Genomic DNA, 14,487 nt, shown 5'->3' with positions numbered 1-14,487 from the left:
CACACTGGAAATCTACAGCGCACTCAGGGGCCAGCGCAGCCTATCGGCAGCGGCTACGCGAAATCCGGCGCACACCGCACCTATTCAGCTGGCACGCTCAGGAACAACGCCGAGGTCCACACCCTTGACTGGTCGCGCTGGCGCGCGCAGATGAACAACGGATGTTCACGGCTGGGGTCCAGGCCCAGCTCGCCCAGGCCGATGCGGCCCTGCAGTTCGCGCGGCAGCGCTGCCTGGGTCATGCGCTCCAGCGACACCTGCAACTCGGCGCCCGGCAGGCGCTGGATGTGCTCGCCGGCGGCCAGCAGCGCATCACCGCTCAGGTCGATGTCCACCCCTGGCGCGTGCACGAACGGTTGGGGCTGGGACGGGTCGCCGACCTTTACGTAGTTGTCGATGCGGCTGCGCACCTGGATGCGCGCGCCCGCCAGTTGCGACAGCTCCAGCTCGATGCTGTCGGTGTCGCCGTTGGTGTCGGTGCGGAACGCCAGGCGCGTGGCGTCCTGGCGCCACACGGTTTGTTCAGGGTGGTCGAGGCCCTGGGTGGTGAAGCCCTTGATCACCGCGCCGGTGACCTGGATCTCGCCCGCCCAGTAGGCGCCACGGTAACGGTCCTTGATGCGCGCGCCGCCCAAGCGCAGGCGAATGCGCTGGCTGGACAGGCCCAGTTCCTGGTGCAGGTTGCGCGACCAGATCAGTTGCTCGCCGTCGAACAGGTCCACCTGCTCCCAGCCGCTGTCGCCCAGCAGGCGGTAGTCGAGGGTGGCGCTGGCCGGCGCGCGGCACACCTCGCCCATCAAATGCTCGCCCAGGCGCAGGCTGGCGAACGTGCGCTCGCCGGTGGTGGCGAAGGTGCGGCGGGCGCGCAAGGCCTTGCCGACGCTGGCGCGGTCGAAGCCGCTGGCCAGCACGCCGGTGAGCCCGCCGCGCGAGCCGAACACCGCCGTCGCGGGCACGCCACCGCCGCAGCGGCCCTGGTGTTCGTCGCTGTTGGCGGCGGCGCCGACGCGGTAGCCGCGCTGCAGCGCCTCGGCGTACACCCAGTGGAACTGGCCCCAGGCCGAGCCCACTTCAATCAGGCGTTCAAGCTCAGGGTGGTGCCAGTCCAGGTTGCAGCGGCGGCCGCCCACGTGGGGCATCATCAGGTGGCCCTCAGGGTCCTTGGCATAGGCGGCGTACAGCTCGTCCACCGGCCAGGCGCCGGGCTTGATGGTGCCGGCGGTGAACTCGTTCCACTCGAAGGAGCGTACCAGGCGGCCCTGGTTGTCGAACGGGAACTCGGGCTTGCGGTCGTGCAGGAACACCACGTTGCGGTCGCCACCGGCGCAGGAGTTGCCACACCATTCGGTGCCCGGGTAGCAGACGAAACGGCCCGGTTCGTTGAGTTCGCTGATCAGCGCCACGGCCTGGTCCCAGCGCTGCTCGGTAATGTTGAAGTCGTTGGCGGTGTAACCCAGCACGTCCAGGCCGGCAACGTCGCGGCCATAGCTGAGGTTGTACAGGGTGTCGTTGGTGCCCACGGTGTCATCGGAATGCACGTGCAGGTCGGCGTACAGCGGGCGCAGGCCGGCGCCGGCGGCATCCACCGTGACGAACGCCACGCTAGGCGCCACGCCGGAGTGGTTGATGCGCGCACGCAGCTGCCATTCGCCCAGCCCCTGCAACTGCAGCCCGGCCAGGCGCACCACCGCCCAACCCTGCTCGGCCAGCACAAATGGTTCCTCGCGGCTTGCGCCCTCAGGCCCTATCAGGCTCAGCACGCCGGCCAGCGGCAGCTGCCGGCAGGTGTTGCCCCAAGCGTCATCGGCGCGCACCAGCACGTCGAACGCCTCGCCGGCGCTGATCAGCCGCGGCGCGATCACCTGCAGGTGGCTGGCCGGCCCCGGCACGATGTCCAGCAGCAGGTCGCCCGGCACCTCGGCAAATTTCGAGCTGCCCAGCGGGTCTATGAACAGGCGCATCTGGAAGCCTTTTTCGACGAAGCTCTGCACCCGCGTGCCGGCGCCGCCCTGGCGACGGTCGCCCAGGCGAATGACGATGCGGTCGCCGGGGTTCAGGTAGCCGTCGACGATGTCGATGATCAGCGCCTTCTGGAACGGCCGCTCGTGGCCCTTCTGGTCGAAGCGCACCTTCAGGTGCTGCACCGTGGCCTGGCTCTGGCCCGGCGCCAGCTCACCGGCCTGGTATTCGGCGCTGACGTAGTTGGCGCTTGCCGGGTTGCTGGTCTGGAACAGCGCCCAGTCGGAGTAGAACTTGAACGCCAGCTTCAGCCAGGCGCCGTCGGCCAGGCCACTGCCGCCCACTTCGTACACCAGGGTGATCTCGTCCCATTGGCCGGCCACCAGGGTGTGGCGGTCGCAGCTGATGGCGCCCAGGAATGGCCGCGCCTTGTTGCGCTCATAAAGCCCCTGGGGGGCGATGTAATGACCGGCTTCGCGCGGATCGAAAGTAGTGCTCACGTGACACCTCTTGCAGTGATCAATTCTGGAAAAGCAGGCCGGTCAGTTGACGCGCCAGGCCTGGTAGTGACGTTCGATGCGGCGGAACACCAGGCTCTCCATCAGCCAGGCCAGCAGGCCGATCAGCACGATGCCCAGCAGCACCTGGCTGCTGTTGCCGATCTGCCCGCCCATGGACACCATCCAGCCGATGCCCTGGGAGGCGCCGATCATTTCCGCCGCCACCAGCGCCCGCCAGCCCTGGCTGAAGCCAATGCGCAGCGCCGCGGTGAGAAACGGCAGCGACGCCGGCAGGTACACATGGGCCAGCAGCTGCCAGCGGCTGGCGCCCAGGGTGCGCGCGGCGCGCACTTCGCCGCCGCGAATGCCTTGCACGCCTTCCTGCAGGGTCACGGCCATGGGGAACACGGCGGCGATGAAAATCACCAGCACGATGGCGAAGAACCCCAGGCCGAAAATGATCAGGATCAGCGGAGCCCAGGCGATGGGCGGAATGGCCATGAACAGGCTGTTGAGCGGCGCGACAAAGTCGCGAAAATGCCGCGACAGGCCTGCCGCGCTGCCCAGCAGCACCGCCACCAGCACCGCGGCGCAGAAGCCGGCCAGTTCTTCCAGCAGGCTGGCGCGCAGTTGCACCAGCAGCGAGCCGTCGGCCAGCCAGCGCATGGCCTCGTGGGCCACCACCCACGGCTGCGGCAGCACGTAGCTGGGAAAACGGCTGGCAAGGGCAATCCACACCAGCGCCAGGAACGGCAGCGAGGCCCAGCCCCAATTTGGTTTCGGTAAGGTCATGAGCGGCTCAGTGCGAAGCTTTTTCCAGGTACGAGGTGTCCACCAGCTGCGCCGGGGTCATGTCGACATCCATGAAACCCAGGGCCTTGGAGTCGTTCATCAGGCGCTGGATGAACGCCAGGTCGGTGGGTTTCAACTCCGCCGACCAGCCCAGGCGGGTGCGCGCCCGGGCGACGATCTGCTCGGGGCTGATGGTGGTGCCATCGGCGCCTTGCACCGGCTCCAGGCGGAAGGCGTCGGCGATGATGCGGTTGGCCTCGGCCGGGTGGTCGTTGAGGAACGCCACGGCCTTGCGGTGCGCGCGCAGCAGCTTGACCACGTCGTCGGGGCGTTCCTGCAGGGTTTTCGGCAAGGCGATGACCACGTACCAGGGGTACTGCGGCAGCGCCTGGTTGACGTCGAACAGCACCCGCGCGGTGCCGCGCAGCTCGGCCTGGCTGACGAAGGGTTCCCAGGCGAAGGCAGCGTCGACGATGCCGCGCTCAAGGGCGGCGTTCATGTTGCCCGGCGGCATGTCGATGATGTTCAGGTCGTGGTCCGGGTCCAGGCCGGCCTTGTCCTTGAGCACGTAGCCGCGCAGCAGCACGTCCATGCCGCTGCCCTTCTTCACCCCCGCCAACTTCTTGCCCGCAAGGTCCTGCAGGCTCGCGATCGGGCTTTTCTCACCTACCAGCACGGCCGCCTGGCCGTAATTGACCTTGGCCAGGATGGTGCTTTTCAGGCCGCGCGAGTACCACTGGTACACCGGCGGCGTGCCCACGTAGGCCACGTCCAGCTCGCCGGCAGCCAGCGCCTGCTGGATCACCGGGCCGTCGCCCAGCGCCTTGAGGTCGACGTCCAGGCCTTCCTGTTTGTAGAAGCCTTCCTTATCGGCGATCAGCGCCGGGGCGTTGGCCATGGCGAATACGTAGCCGATGCGCAGCGGTTTATCGGCGGCGAAGGCGCTGGTGGCCAGGGCCAGGGCCGACAGTGAAGCGGCCAGCAGAAGGGTTCTGATCATGCGGTGGTCTCGGGCAAGGGACGGGCGGGAATGGCACTGGGGGACTGCGCCATGACCTGGGAGATGCGCTCCATCAGCTCATTGCGGTAGTCGAGGAAGGCCGGCAGGCGGCGGGTCACCCGGTTGCTGCGCGGGCGCAGCAGGTCGATGGCCAGCTCGCTGTGAATGCCGCCGGGGGCGATGTTCAGCACAATCACCCGGTCGGCGAGGAACACCGCCTCGTCAATGTCGTGGGTGATGAACAGCACGGTCTGGCCCAGCTCGGCCCACAGGCGCAGGGTTTCTTCGTTCATGGTGTTGCGGCTGATGGCGTCCAGCGCCGCGAACGGCTCGTCCATCAACAGCACACCTGGCTCCAGCGCCAGGGTGCGGGCCAGGGACACGCGCTGCTGCATGCCGCCGGACAGCTGGTGCGCCAGGCGCTGGGCGGCGTGCTCCAGACCCACCAGGCGCAGGTAGCCCAGGGCCTTGTGGCGCTGCTCGGCTTCGCTGCCCTGCCCGGCCATGCGCAGGCCGAAGCGCACGTTCTCCAACGCAGTGAGCCAGGGGAACAACTGCGGCGCCTGGAACACGTAGCCCAGCTCGGCCAGCTCGGGCTTCACCGGCTTGCCGTTGATGTGGATTTGCCCGGCGGACGGCGCCTGGAAGCCGGCCAGCAGGTTGAGCAAGGTGGTCTTGCCGCACCCCGATGGCCCGAGGATGGCGACGAACTCACCCGGCCGCGCGCTCAGGCTGAAATCCTGGAACACCGTGTGGCCGTTGGCGTAGCTGAAGCGGATGGCGTCCACGCAGAGCGCGTTGGCGCCAGGCGGCGAAACAAAGGGAGTCAGGGGCATGGCAAGCGCAGTCAGGTGGTTTACAATGGATTGCCTGACATAATACGTATTAATACAAGTTAGACCAAGATTGTATTTTCATAACCTTAGAAGCAACGGAAGCCCAGCCGTGTCCATCCTTCGTGACAGCACCACCTCGCTCTACGAGCAAATTGCCCAGCAACTGCTGGACGAAATCCAGCGTGGGGCCTTCGAGCCCAGCGGCAAGCTGCCCTCGGAAGCCGAACTGGGCCAGCGTTTTGGCGTGAGCCGGGTGACCGTGCGGCTGGCCGTGGGCAAGCTGTGCGACGACGGCGTGGTGGAGCGCAAACAGGGCAAGGGCACCTTTGCCGCCGCCAAGCAGGTGCGCCACGGCCTGGATGCCCTGCGCAGCTTCCACGAAGCCTTGTTGTTGCAGGGCCTGCAGCCCAGCATGCGGGTGATCGGCCAGCACCTGGTGCCCACCCCGGACGCCCTGCGCCAGCTGTTCGAAGGCGCCGCGCAGTGCCTGTGCGTGGAGCGCCTGCATTATGTCGACGGCGAACCCATCGCCCTGGGCCGCAGCTACCTGCCGGCGCAGCTGGCCAGCGTGGTATGGGAAGAGGTGGAGCAGCAGCCGATCTACTCGGTGCTGCACAGCGTGACTGGCAGCGCCGTGGCCCGCGCCGACATGGCCATCCGCGCCCAGCAGGCCGACAAGGCCCTGGCCAGTGCGCTGGGGGTGAAGCGCGGGGCAGCGTTGCTGGTGATGGAGCGCACCTCGTGGTTCGCCGATGACCGCTGTTGCGACCGGACCACCTTCCACATTCGGCCGGAGCGCTATTCGTTCGTGCTGAGCGGGGTGTTTGCCTCGAAGGCGTAGCCGCTGCGGCCAGGTGGGGTCATGGCCGGCGGGGCAAGCCCGCTAATGAGCCGAACAGCAAAACCGTTTAAACTGGCCCCTTAATTTCCAAGCCATCGCCGCGAAAGCCGGCGGGGCGAAGGCGCACACCGAACAGACCAAGACTGTTTACAACGCAGCGAGGGAAGCCAATGCCCGTGCCGTCGGCGAACCGACTGTTCAACGATGCGTTGCTCTACGGCGAGGAAATCAGCGCCCAGCAATACCGCCTGGGACGGGCCCGCCCATGAGCAACCTCGACACCGCCATCGCCCTGGCCTGCCGCGCCCACGCCGGGCAGGTCGACAAGGCCGGGGGCGCCTATATCCTTCACCCCCTGCGGCTGATGCTGCGCTTCGACGACCTCGACGCGCAAATGGTGGCGGTGCTGCATGACGTGGTGGAAGACAGCGACATCGACCTGGCCGACCTGCGCGCCCTGGGCTTTGCCGAGGCCGTGGTGAACGCCATCGAGTGCCTGACCAAGCAGGCCGGTGAGGACTACACGGCGTTCATCCAGCGCCTGGCGGTGAACCCGCTGGCGCGGCGGGTGAAAATCGAGGACATCAAGGACAACCTCAACCTTACGCGCCTGCCCGCGCTCAGCGACAAGGACCTGGCCCGCGCCCGCAAATACCACCAGGCCCTCGCCTACCTCAACACCCCGTAGCAGCGGCCGCAGGCCGCGTCATACGCGACGCGCTGTGCCTGACACACCGCGTGGAGCGGACGCAGCCTGCGGCAGCTGCTACGCGGGTTCGGTGTAGCCGCTGCCGAAGGCTGCGCTGGCCCTTTTCCACGCTGGAAATCTTCAGTGCACGCCGGGAGGCAATCGCGCCAGGCACCCGTAGCAGCGGCCGCAGGCCGCGTCATGAGCGCCGCGTCAAGCCTGGCACACCGCGTGGGGCGGACGCCGCCTGCGGCAGCTGCTACGCGGGTTCGGTGTAGCCGCTGCCGAAGGCTGCGCTGGCCCTTTTCCACGCCGGAAATCTTCAGTGCACGCCGGGAGGCAATCGCGCCAGGCACCCGTAGCAGCGGCCGCAGGCCGCGTCCGAACACACTCACGTCCGCGCCATAGCCGGACGCAGCCTGGCGGCAGCTGCTACGTCGTTAGGGTTCACACTGTGGGAGCTGCTGCTACGTGTTGCGCGTTGACAGCCAATATTGCTCCACGGCGCCTTGAGCGCCCTGCACCGGGTCGCTGTCGGGGAACGGCAAGCCGTCGATGCGCGCCTGCTGCGCCGCCGTGGGCGCCGCCCGGCAGATGTCGGCGTGCTGCCCCGGCGGGTAGGCGCCCACCACCAGGAAATCGTCGCTGGAACCCAGGTTGCAATGGCCGGTGCCGGCCGGCAACAGCAGCACGTCCCCGGCTCTGACCGGCACCACATGGCCATCCGGCCCACCCAGCATCAGCCGTGCGCTACCGCTGGCGACGCCCAGCACTTCGTGGCCTTCGGTGTGGTAGTGGTGATAGTCGAACACCCCGTAGCGCCATTGCGGCGGCCAGCCGTTGGCGGCGAAGGTGCGCTCGAACAGCGCCGCCGGGTCGCTGCCCTGCACGGCGATGGCTTGGGGGTAGACCAGCACCGGCAGGCGCGGGTTGTTGGGCACCCAGCCGTTGCGCTGCAGGCGCAGGGCCTGCACCGCCTTAGGCGCAGCGACAGTGAGGCTGTTCCAGCCGCCAACCAGCGCCAGGGCGGCTAGTTGGCTGAAATGACGACGCAACATGGCTGTCTCCAGAGTCCATTTGAAACCGGTTTCAGCCTAGCACAGAGCGGCAGGCGAAAAAAAAGGGCGACCACTGGCCGCCCTCCTCTTCCCTCACTCGCTGGCCAGCGTGGCCAGCGCCGTGCGCTTGCGCACGAAGGGATAGGCAACCGCCAATATCACGAACCACAACGGCGCGAAGCACAGCGCCTGGCGGGTGTCGTCCTTGAGCGTCAGTAGGCACAGCACGCCGGCGAAGAACGCCAGGGTCACCCAGCACATCAGGCGGCCGCCGGGCATGCGGTAGCTGGACGCCGCGTGCAGCTGCGGGCGCTGCTTGCGGTAGGCCAGGTACGACACCAGGATGATGGTCCAGACGAACATGAACAGCAGCGCCGACAAGGTGGTGACCAGGGTGAACGCCTGCATCAGGTTGGGCACCAGGTAGATCACCACCACGCCCAGCAGCAGGCAGGCGCAGGAGAACAGCAGGCCGTTGGCCGGCACGCCGCTGCGGGCCAGGCGCTGGAACGACCGCGGGGCGTGGCCTTCGCCGGCCAGGCCGAAGAGCATGCGGCTGGTGGAGAAGATACCGCTGTTGGCCGACGACGCCGCCGAGGACAGCACCACCAGGTTGATGCAGGCAGCCGCAGCCGGGAAGCCGGCAATCAGGAACAGTTCCACGAACGGGCTCTTGTCGGCCACCACTTCGCGCCATGGGGTGACGGCCATGATGGTGATCAGCGCCAGCACGTAGAACAGGATGATACGCACCGGAATCGAGTTGATCGCCCGCGGCAGCGTGCGGTGGGGGTCCTTGGTCTCGGCGGCCGCGGTGCCTACCAGCTCGATGCCGACGAAGGCGAAGATCGAGATCTGGAAGCCGGCAAAGAAGCCCATCCAGCCGTGGGGCAGCAGGCCGCCGTCATTCCACAGGTTGGCCAGGCTCGGGCCGTGCCCCGCCACCGCCGCCGGCGCGCTGGCTACCAGGTAGATGCCCGTGGCCACCAGCAGCGCGATGGCCACCAGCTTGATCATGGCGAACCAGAACTCGATCTCGCCGAACAGCTTCACGGTGATCAGGTTCAGCGCCAGCAGCAGGCCGACGCAGGCCAGGGCCGGCGCCCATTGCGGCGCATCGGGGAACCAGAAGTGCGCGTAGCTGGACACCGCAATGACGTCGGCGATGCCGGTGACGATCCAGCAGAACCAGTAGGTCCAGCCGGTGAAGAAGCCGGCCCAGGGGCCCAGCAGGTCGGTGGCGAAGTCGATGAACGACTTGTATTCGAGGTTCGACAGCAGCAGCTCGCCCATGGCGCGCATCACGAAGAACAGCATGAAGCCGATGATCATGTACACGAACAAAATCGACGGGCCGGCTAGGCTGATGCTCTTGCCGGAGCCCATGAACAGGCCGGTGCCGATGGCGCCGCCAATGGCGATCAGCTGGATGTGGCGGTTGGACAGGTTGCGTTTGAGCGTGGGCTCGGGGGCGTGCGGCGAGGTCGCCGTTGGATCGGGCATGCGGGTTTCCAGTGTCAGCGTTGCACGTGCTGGGGCAACGCCAACCATGGCTGGCGTTCCCGTCTTTGGCGCGTACCTTGCCACGGAAAGCGCGACAGCTCCAGAACCAGTGCCCGCGACGGATCGTCATGGGCCGCCACAGGCGGCCCGCACAGCCGCTGCCTCAGTTGAAAATAGCCCAGATAATGCCGCCGAAAATCAGCGCGACCATCAGGCTGGAACCCATCTGGGCGCCGCCCATCTCGAGTTTGACGTGTTGGGAGAACTTCCGAATACGCAGGGCCATGGCTGTATCCTCGCGGAGTGGGAGATATCACATAGCCATTATCCTGCCTACTCTCTTCCGCCGGTGCAAGCTGCTGGGCTGCCACCCGTCTGGTTCGCGGCACTTGGGGCGGTTGCGGGCTTCTCAACGGTAGGTGCGGATGCCCCGTACCCGCTCAAGGAGACACCCACATGGCCACATCCACCAGTGACAAGCCCCACGACAAGGACGAAGACCTGGGGTTCGACCCCGACTCGCCAGCCCTCGAAGACCCCGCCACCGACCCGCCCCACCCACCGCCCATCGACAACCCGGCGAAAGACCGGAAACCCACCAAACAACCCTGATGCAAACGACGCAAGCCCCCCCGTAGCAGCCGCCGCAGGCTGCGTCTGGGCCACCCCGTAGGCCCAGGACGCAGCCTGCGGCAGCTGCTACGGGGGTGTGGCCCGCTGGTGGCGTAGGACGTTTCTGATTTTTACTGGCAACGGCCTAACCCGCTTGTCGCACCGAACCCATGCGCTTACCCTCGCAGCCCTGTATCCCGGAGGAACACTGCGCCCCAGTGTTTCTGGCACCTGCTTGGAGGATCTGCCAAATGGATTTCATTCGATATTTTTCGCGTGCTGTCATCAGTGACGCCAACGTCAAGCTGTCAAAACCTGATAGCCGCTCCAGCCAGGCGTTTCCGCACGCCATAACGCGGATAATCACAGAGACACGCAAAACCGACGACGAATTGAGGGCCGCGTTCAGGGCTGCGGCTTTACGCTTGAGACAGGCCTGACAAGGATGGCGAGGGCAACAGTGGCACCGCCAATACACTTGACCTGCCCTTGCCACCCTAGCCCCTATCGTGCGACAGAATCCCGATCGGCAATCTCGATCCTACGCGCCGCATACAAACACACCATCTCCATCGCCAACGCCGCCCCTGCCAGCGAAGTGATCTCGGCGCTGTCATAGGCAGGTGCCACTTCCACCAGGTCCATGCCCACCAGGTTGATGCCGCGCAGGCCGCCGAGGATGTCCAGCGCCTGCACCGTGCTCAGGCCACCACACACCGGGGTGCCGGTGCCGGGCGCGAACGCGGGGTCCAGGCAGTCGATGTCGAAGGTTAAATAGACCGGATGGTCGCCGACCCGCTCGCGGATGGCCGCGACGATAGCGTCGACGCCCTGGCGGTGGACCTGGCGGGCGTCCAGCACCTGGAAGCCCAGGGTGTCGTCGTTGGTGGTGCGCAGGCCGATCTGCACCGAGCGCCCGGGGTCGACCAGGCCCTGGCGGGCGGCGTGGTAGAACATGGTGCCGTGGTCGATGCGCTGGCCCTCCTCGTCCGGCCAGGTGTCGCTGTGGGCGTCGAAGTGGATCAGCGACAGCGGACCGTGCAGCTTGGCATGGGCGGCCAGCAGCGGGTAGGTGATGAAGTGGTCGCCGCCCAGGGTCAGCATCGCGCAGCCAGCGCCGAGGATATGCTCGGCGTGCTGCTGGATGCTGGCCGGCACCGACTCGGGACGGCCGTGGTCGAAGCTGCAGTCGCCGTAATCGATCACCGCCAGGTGCTCGAAGGGGTCGAACTGCCAGGGCCAGTGGCGCGCCCACGCTGACTGCACCGAGGCGTTGCGGATGCCCCGCGGGCCAAAGCGCGCGCCGGGGCGGTTGCTGGTGGCGGTGTCGAAGGGCACGCCGCTGACCACCAGGTCCACGCCGGTGAGGTCGCGGCTGTAGCGGCGGCGCATGAAGCTGGTAATGCCGCCGTAGGTGCTTTCCGCCGCCGTGCCGTAGAGGCTGGAGCGGGTCAGGGCCTGGTCATTGTCGAAGGCTTGTTCCATGGATGTGCTCCTTTTTTACTGTTCGCGGCTGCGGAACGCAGTCCACAGGCGGGTGCGCTGGCGCATGGCGGCAAGGCTCATGCTCTGGTCGGCGTACAGGCGCTGGCGCATGGGCGCGCCGGGGTAGATGTCGGGGTCGTTGCGCACGGCTTCGTCCACCAACGGCGTGGCCTGCTGGTTGGCGTTGGCGAAGAACAGCGTGTTGGTCAGGTCGGCCACCGACTCGGGGCGCAGCATGAAGGCGATGAACGCGCGCGCCGCCTCGGGGTGGGGGGCGTCCTTGGGAATGGCCAGGTTGTCCTGCCAGATCAGCGTGCCTTCACGCGGTATGTGGTACTGCACCTGGTACGGTTTGTTGGCCTTGTGCGCCTGGTCGGCGGCCGTGGCCGCGTCGCCGTTGTAGGTCAGCGCCAGGCAGGTGGCACCGTTGGCCAGGTCGTTGATCTGCCGGCCGTTGGCGACGTAGCTGACATAGGGTTGCAGGCGGTGCAGCAGCGCGGCCGCGGCGTCAAGGTCGGCCTTGTCGGTGCTGTAGGGGTCCTTGCCCAGGTAATGCAGGGCCAGGCCGATGACCTCCTGGGGCGAGTCGATCAGCGAGATACCGCAATCAGCGAGCTGGCTGGCGTACTCGGGCTTGAACAGCAGGTCGAGGCTATCCAGCGGCGCGTCCGGCAGGCGCTTGCGCACCGCCTCAAGGTTCACGCCCAGGCCCAGGGTGCCCCAGGTGTAGGGCAGCGCATAACGATTGCCGGGGTCCACGGCGGCGACCTTGCCCAGCAGGTCCGGGTCCAGGTTGCCGTAGCCAGGCATGCCCTGCTGCCCCGTGGGCTGCAAGGCGCCGGCCTTGAGCAGCCGCGCCAGCACGCTGCTGGACGGCACCACCACGTCGTAGCCACTGGCGGCCATCAGCAGCTTGGTCTCCAGCACCTCGGGGGTGTCGAAGGTGTCGTAGCGCACCTGGTAGCCGGTCTCCCGCTCGAAGCGCTGCAGGGTCTGCGGGCTGACGTAGTCTGCCCAGCTGTAGAGGTTGACCACCTTGTCTTCGGCCTGCACCGGCAAGGCCAGCGCAAAGGACAGCATCAGTAACCATGGGCGCATGACGGATCTCTCGAGAAAGGACGTGCGCTGATGATGCGGCGCGGTTTAAATTGAAAAAATACCGAACCACGGAAGCTGACATTCAAGCGGAGCAATGTTTGATGCTGGGCCAACTGCATGACCTGGATCTGCACCACCTGCGCTTGTTCGTCAGCGTGGTCGAAGCGGGCGGCTTCAGCGCGGCCCAAGGCGCGCTGGGCCTGAGCCAGCCCACCATCAGCCAGCACATGGCGCGCCTGGAAACTCGCCTGGGCTACCGCCTGTGCAGCCGTGGCAAGGCCGGTTTCCGCCTGACCGCCAAGGGCGAACAGCTGCTGCTGGCGGCGCGCACGCTGTTTGCCTCCATCGAACAGTTCCGCCAGCAATCCAACGGCGTTGCCGGGCGCCTGCTGGGCGAGGTGCGGCTGGGTTTCTCCGAGGCGCTCGACCCCACCGTCATCCAGCGCCTGGGCCGGGCGGTGCAGCGTTTCCGCCAGCGCGACGAATCGGTGCGCATCGAACTGCTCAGCACCATGCCGGCGGACATGGAGCGCCTGCTGCTGGAGCAACGTCTGGATTTGGCCATCGGCTATTTCTCCAGGGGCCAGACGGCGTTCGACTACCGGCCGCTGTTCACCGAGGTGCAACAGCTGTACTGCGGCCAGGGCCACCCGCTGTTCAGCGCCGAAGGCGATGCCGACGAGCTGCTGCGCGGCGCCGACCGCGTTGAACACCCCTACCGCTTCCTGCAGAACCGCGAGGCGCAGCTGATGGCCAACAGCACGGCGCGCTCGGAACAGGTGGAAGGCACCCTGGCGTTCATTCTCTCCGGGCGGCACATTGGCTACCTGCCCCGCCATTACGCCCAGCCGTGGGTGGACAGGGGCCTGTTGCGCGCCATCGAGCAGGCGCAGGCGCTGTTCGACGTGCCGTTTTACCTGGCCGGGCGCCGTGGCCAAGGGGTTAGTGAAGCGCAACGGGCGTTCGCGGAAGATGTGCTGGCTAGTTTTGCCCAGCACCCGTAGCTGCGGGGCATTCGGACGCCGCCTGCGGCAACTGCTACGGGGCCGTGCGCAACCCGCCGATCGCGTCGTTTGCGACGCGGTTTCTGTAGCAGCGGCCACAGGCCGCGTCCGCCGGCGCCGCGTATTCCCGGTGAGATTGCGGGGGCATTCGGACGCCGCCTGCGGCAGCTGCTACAGTTTTTTGATTTGGGGGATGCCATGGGCAGGTTTGCCGCGACGTTGTTGGCCGGGGTACTGATGCTGGGCGCTGCGCGGGGGGATGAGGGCCAGGTGCAGTACCTGCACATCCAGACGCTGGCGGCGCCCACCCGCGACGCCTACCTCGCTGCCATGCGCGCCAACGCCCACGCCAGCCGGGCAGCCCCGGCCAACATCATGTTCGACCTGGGCACCACAGACGCCACCCTGGTGGTGCTCGAAAGCTGGCGCGACCAGGCGGCCTACGCGACGCACCAGAACCCGCCCCCGGTGGCCGCGCTGCTGCCCGCCGCCCTCACCCGCGCCGAACGCCTGTACGCGCTGCAGCCAGTGCCTGACCTTCCGGCCCCCGCGCGCAAGGCCATTGCTGCCCCAGCTGCCAGCAAGAACATCGTGGTGCGCCTGAGCACCCGGCCGGCCCAGCGCCAGCGCTTCATCGACGCCGTGCGCCCGGTGGTCGAGCAATCGCGCCTGGCACCCGGCTGCCTGGTGTTCAACGTCTACCAGCAACGCGATGACGCCAACGCCTTCGTGATCCACGAACGCTGGGCCGATGCTGCCGCTCACCAGGCACACCTGGCCACGCCCTATACCGCGGCGTTCATCGCCGGCCTGAACCCGATGCTGACCGGCGCGCCGGAGGGCTGGGAAGTGCGCGATCGGATTGACGACTGAGGCGCTCCCTTATGTTTTAACCTAATTAAACGTGACCGTTTAATTAATACAAAACAATTCCAATTAGCACAGTTTTTTCACATTTGCCTTAACGAATGCTTAACGCATGCCGACTTATCCAACCACTCCTCCGCCCACACCGATTTTTTTACATCTTTTTCATCGCAATGCAACGGCGCGCCTTTTAACTTCCTGCCCATCCCAGCCACGCAAGCTGTCACATAACTTGCGATAAATA

15 protein-coding genes are annotated in these 14,487 nt (G+C 66.8%); 6 read left to right on the top strand and 9 right to left on the bottom strand.

The window, feature by feature from the left end; genetic code table 11:
• Window positions 1-80: 80 nt before the first annotated feature.
• From AC0J42_RS13000 to AC0J42_RS12985, 4 genes are read right to left on the bottom strand one after another with little or no spacing between them, the layout of a single operon-like run.
• Window positions 81-2,459 carry a CehA/McbA family metallohydrolase domain-containing protein gene (locus tag AC0J42_RS13000; protein ID WP_473006449.1) on the bottom strand — a complete coding sequence of 793 codons (2,379 nt, stop codon included), beginning with the start codon at window positions 2,457-2,459 and terminating at the stop codon, window positions 81-83.
• Window positions 2,460-2,501: 42 nt separating this feature from the next.
• Window positions 2,502-3,251: an ABC transporter permease gene (locus AC0J42_RS12995; protein WP_473006448.1), complete on the bottom strand. Its 750-nt coding sequence runs from the start codon at window positions 3,249-3,251 to the stop codon at window positions 2,502-2,504.
• Window positions 3,252-3,258: 7 nt separating this feature from the next.
• Window positions 3,259-4,251: an ABC transporter substrate-binding protein gene (locus AC0J42_RS12990; protein ID WP_473006447.1), complete on the bottom strand. Its 993-nt coding sequence runs from the start codon at window positions 4,249-4,251 to the stop codon at window positions 3,259-3,261.
• Window positions 4,248-5,087, bottom strand: coding sequence for an ABC transporter ATP-binding protein (locus AC0J42_RS12985; RefSeq protein ID WP_473006446.1), 840 nt, complete (start codon window positions 5,085-5,087; stop codon window positions 4,248-4,250). The genes AC0J42_RS12990 and AC0J42_RS12985 overlap by 4 nt, the downstream gene beginning before the upstream one ends.
• Window positions 5,088-5,196: 109 nt before the next feature.
• Between AC0J42_RS12985 and AC0J42_RS12980 the strand changes: the two genes are divergently transcribed.
• The 3 genes from AC0J42_RS12980 (at window position 5,197) to AC0J42_RS12970 (ending at window position 6,616) form a co-directional block, all read left to right on the top strand.
• The gene (locus AC0J42_RS12980; protein ID WP_473006445.1) at window positions 5,197-5,928 is read left to right on the top strand and encodes a GntR family transcriptional regulator; all 732 of its coding nucleotides are present in this window, start codon (window positions 5,197-5,199) and stop codon (window positions 5,926-5,928) included.
• 170 nt (window positions 5,929-6,098) lie between these two features.
• Window positions 6,099-6,197 (top strand): hypothetical protein, encoded by a 99-nt coding sequence (locus tag AC0J42_RS12975; RefSeq protein WP_473006444.1) that lies wholly within the window; start codon window positions 6,099-6,101, stop codon window positions 6,195-6,197.
• Entirely contained in the window at window positions 6,194-6,616 is a 423-nt protein-coding gene (locus AC0J42_RS12970; RefSeq protein WP_416423950.1) for a GTP pyrophosphokinase, read from the top strand. The genes AC0J42_RS12975 and AC0J42_RS12970 overlap by 4 nt, the downstream gene beginning before the upstream one ends.
• A 467-nt stretch (window positions 6,617-7,083) precedes the next feature.
• On the opposite strand, the gene AC0J42_RS12965 is transcribed toward AC0J42_RS12970, so the two are convergent.
• The 3 genes from AC0J42_RS12965 to AC0J42_RS12955 all read right to left on the bottom strand — a co-directional run bounded on the left by AC0J42_RS12965 (window position 7,084) and on the right by AC0J42_RS12955 (window position 9,463).
• Window positions 7,084-7,674 (bottom strand): cupin, encoded by a 591-nt coding sequence (locus tag AC0J42_RS12965; protein ID WP_473006443.1) that lies wholly within the window; start codon window positions 7,672-7,674, stop codon window positions 7,084-7,086.
• A 93-nt stretch (window positions 7,675-7,767) separates the two neighbouring features.
• Window positions 7,768-9,177 carry a D-serine/D-alanine/glycine transporter gene (gene cycA, locus AC0J42_RS12960; RefSeq protein WP_416423948.1) on the bottom strand — a complete coding sequence of 470 codons (1,410 nt, stop codon included), beginning with the start codon at window positions 9,175-9,177 and terminating at the stop codon, window positions 7,768-7,770.
• A gap of 163 nt (window positions 9,178-9,340) precedes the next feature.
• Window positions 9,341-9,463 (bottom strand): hypothetical protein, encoded by a 123-nt coding sequence (locus tag AC0J42_RS12955; RefSeq protein ID WP_416423947.1) that lies wholly within the window; start codon window positions 9,461-9,463, stop codon window positions 9,341-9,343.
• Window positions 9,464-9,633: 170 nt separating this feature from the next.
• On the opposite strand from AC0J42_RS12955, the gene AC0J42_RS12950 reads away from it, so the two are divergent.
• Entirely contained in the window at window positions 9,634-9,789 is a 156-nt protein-coding gene (locus AC0J42_RS12950) for a DUF6021 family protein (RefSeq protein ID WP_473006442.1), read from the top strand.
• Between the two features lie 504 nt (window positions 9,790-10,293).
• On the opposite strand, the gene speB is transcribed toward AC0J42_RS12950, so the two are convergent.
• A complete protein-coding gene (gene speB, locus AC0J42_RS12945; protein ID WP_473006441.1) occupies window positions 10,294-11,274 on the bottom strand; it encodes an agmatinase in 981 nt (326 codons plus the stop codon).
• Between the two features lie 15 nt (window positions 11,275-11,289).
• Entirely contained in the window at window positions 11,290-12,372 is a 1,083-nt protein-coding gene (locus AC0J42_RS12940; RefSeq protein ID WP_416423944.1) for an extracellular solute-binding protein, read from the bottom strand.
• A 101-nt stretch (window positions 12,373-12,473) separates the two neighbouring features.
• Here AC0J42_RS12940 and AC0J42_RS12935 point away from each other — a divergent pair, with 101 nt between their 5' ends.
• Window positions 12,474-13,376 carry a LysR family transcriptional regulator gene (locus AC0J42_RS12935; protein WP_473006440.1) on the top strand — a complete coding sequence of 301 codons (903 nt, stop codon included), beginning with the start codon at window positions 12,474-12,476 and terminating at the stop codon, window positions 13,374-13,376.
• A gap of 198 nt (window positions 13,377-13,574) precedes the next feature.
• Entirely contained in the window at window positions 13,575-14,249 is a 675-nt protein-coding gene (locus AC0J42_RS12930) for a putative quinol monooxygenase (RefSeq protein ID WP_473006439.1), read from the top strand.
• Window positions 14,250-14,487: the final 238 nt, after the last annotated feature.

The organism is Pseudomonas sp. Tav-5-1A (genome assembly GCF_055755055.1).
Note: the sequence above shows the minus strand (reverse complement) of the source record. Positions and strands in the feature narration are given on the sequence as shown.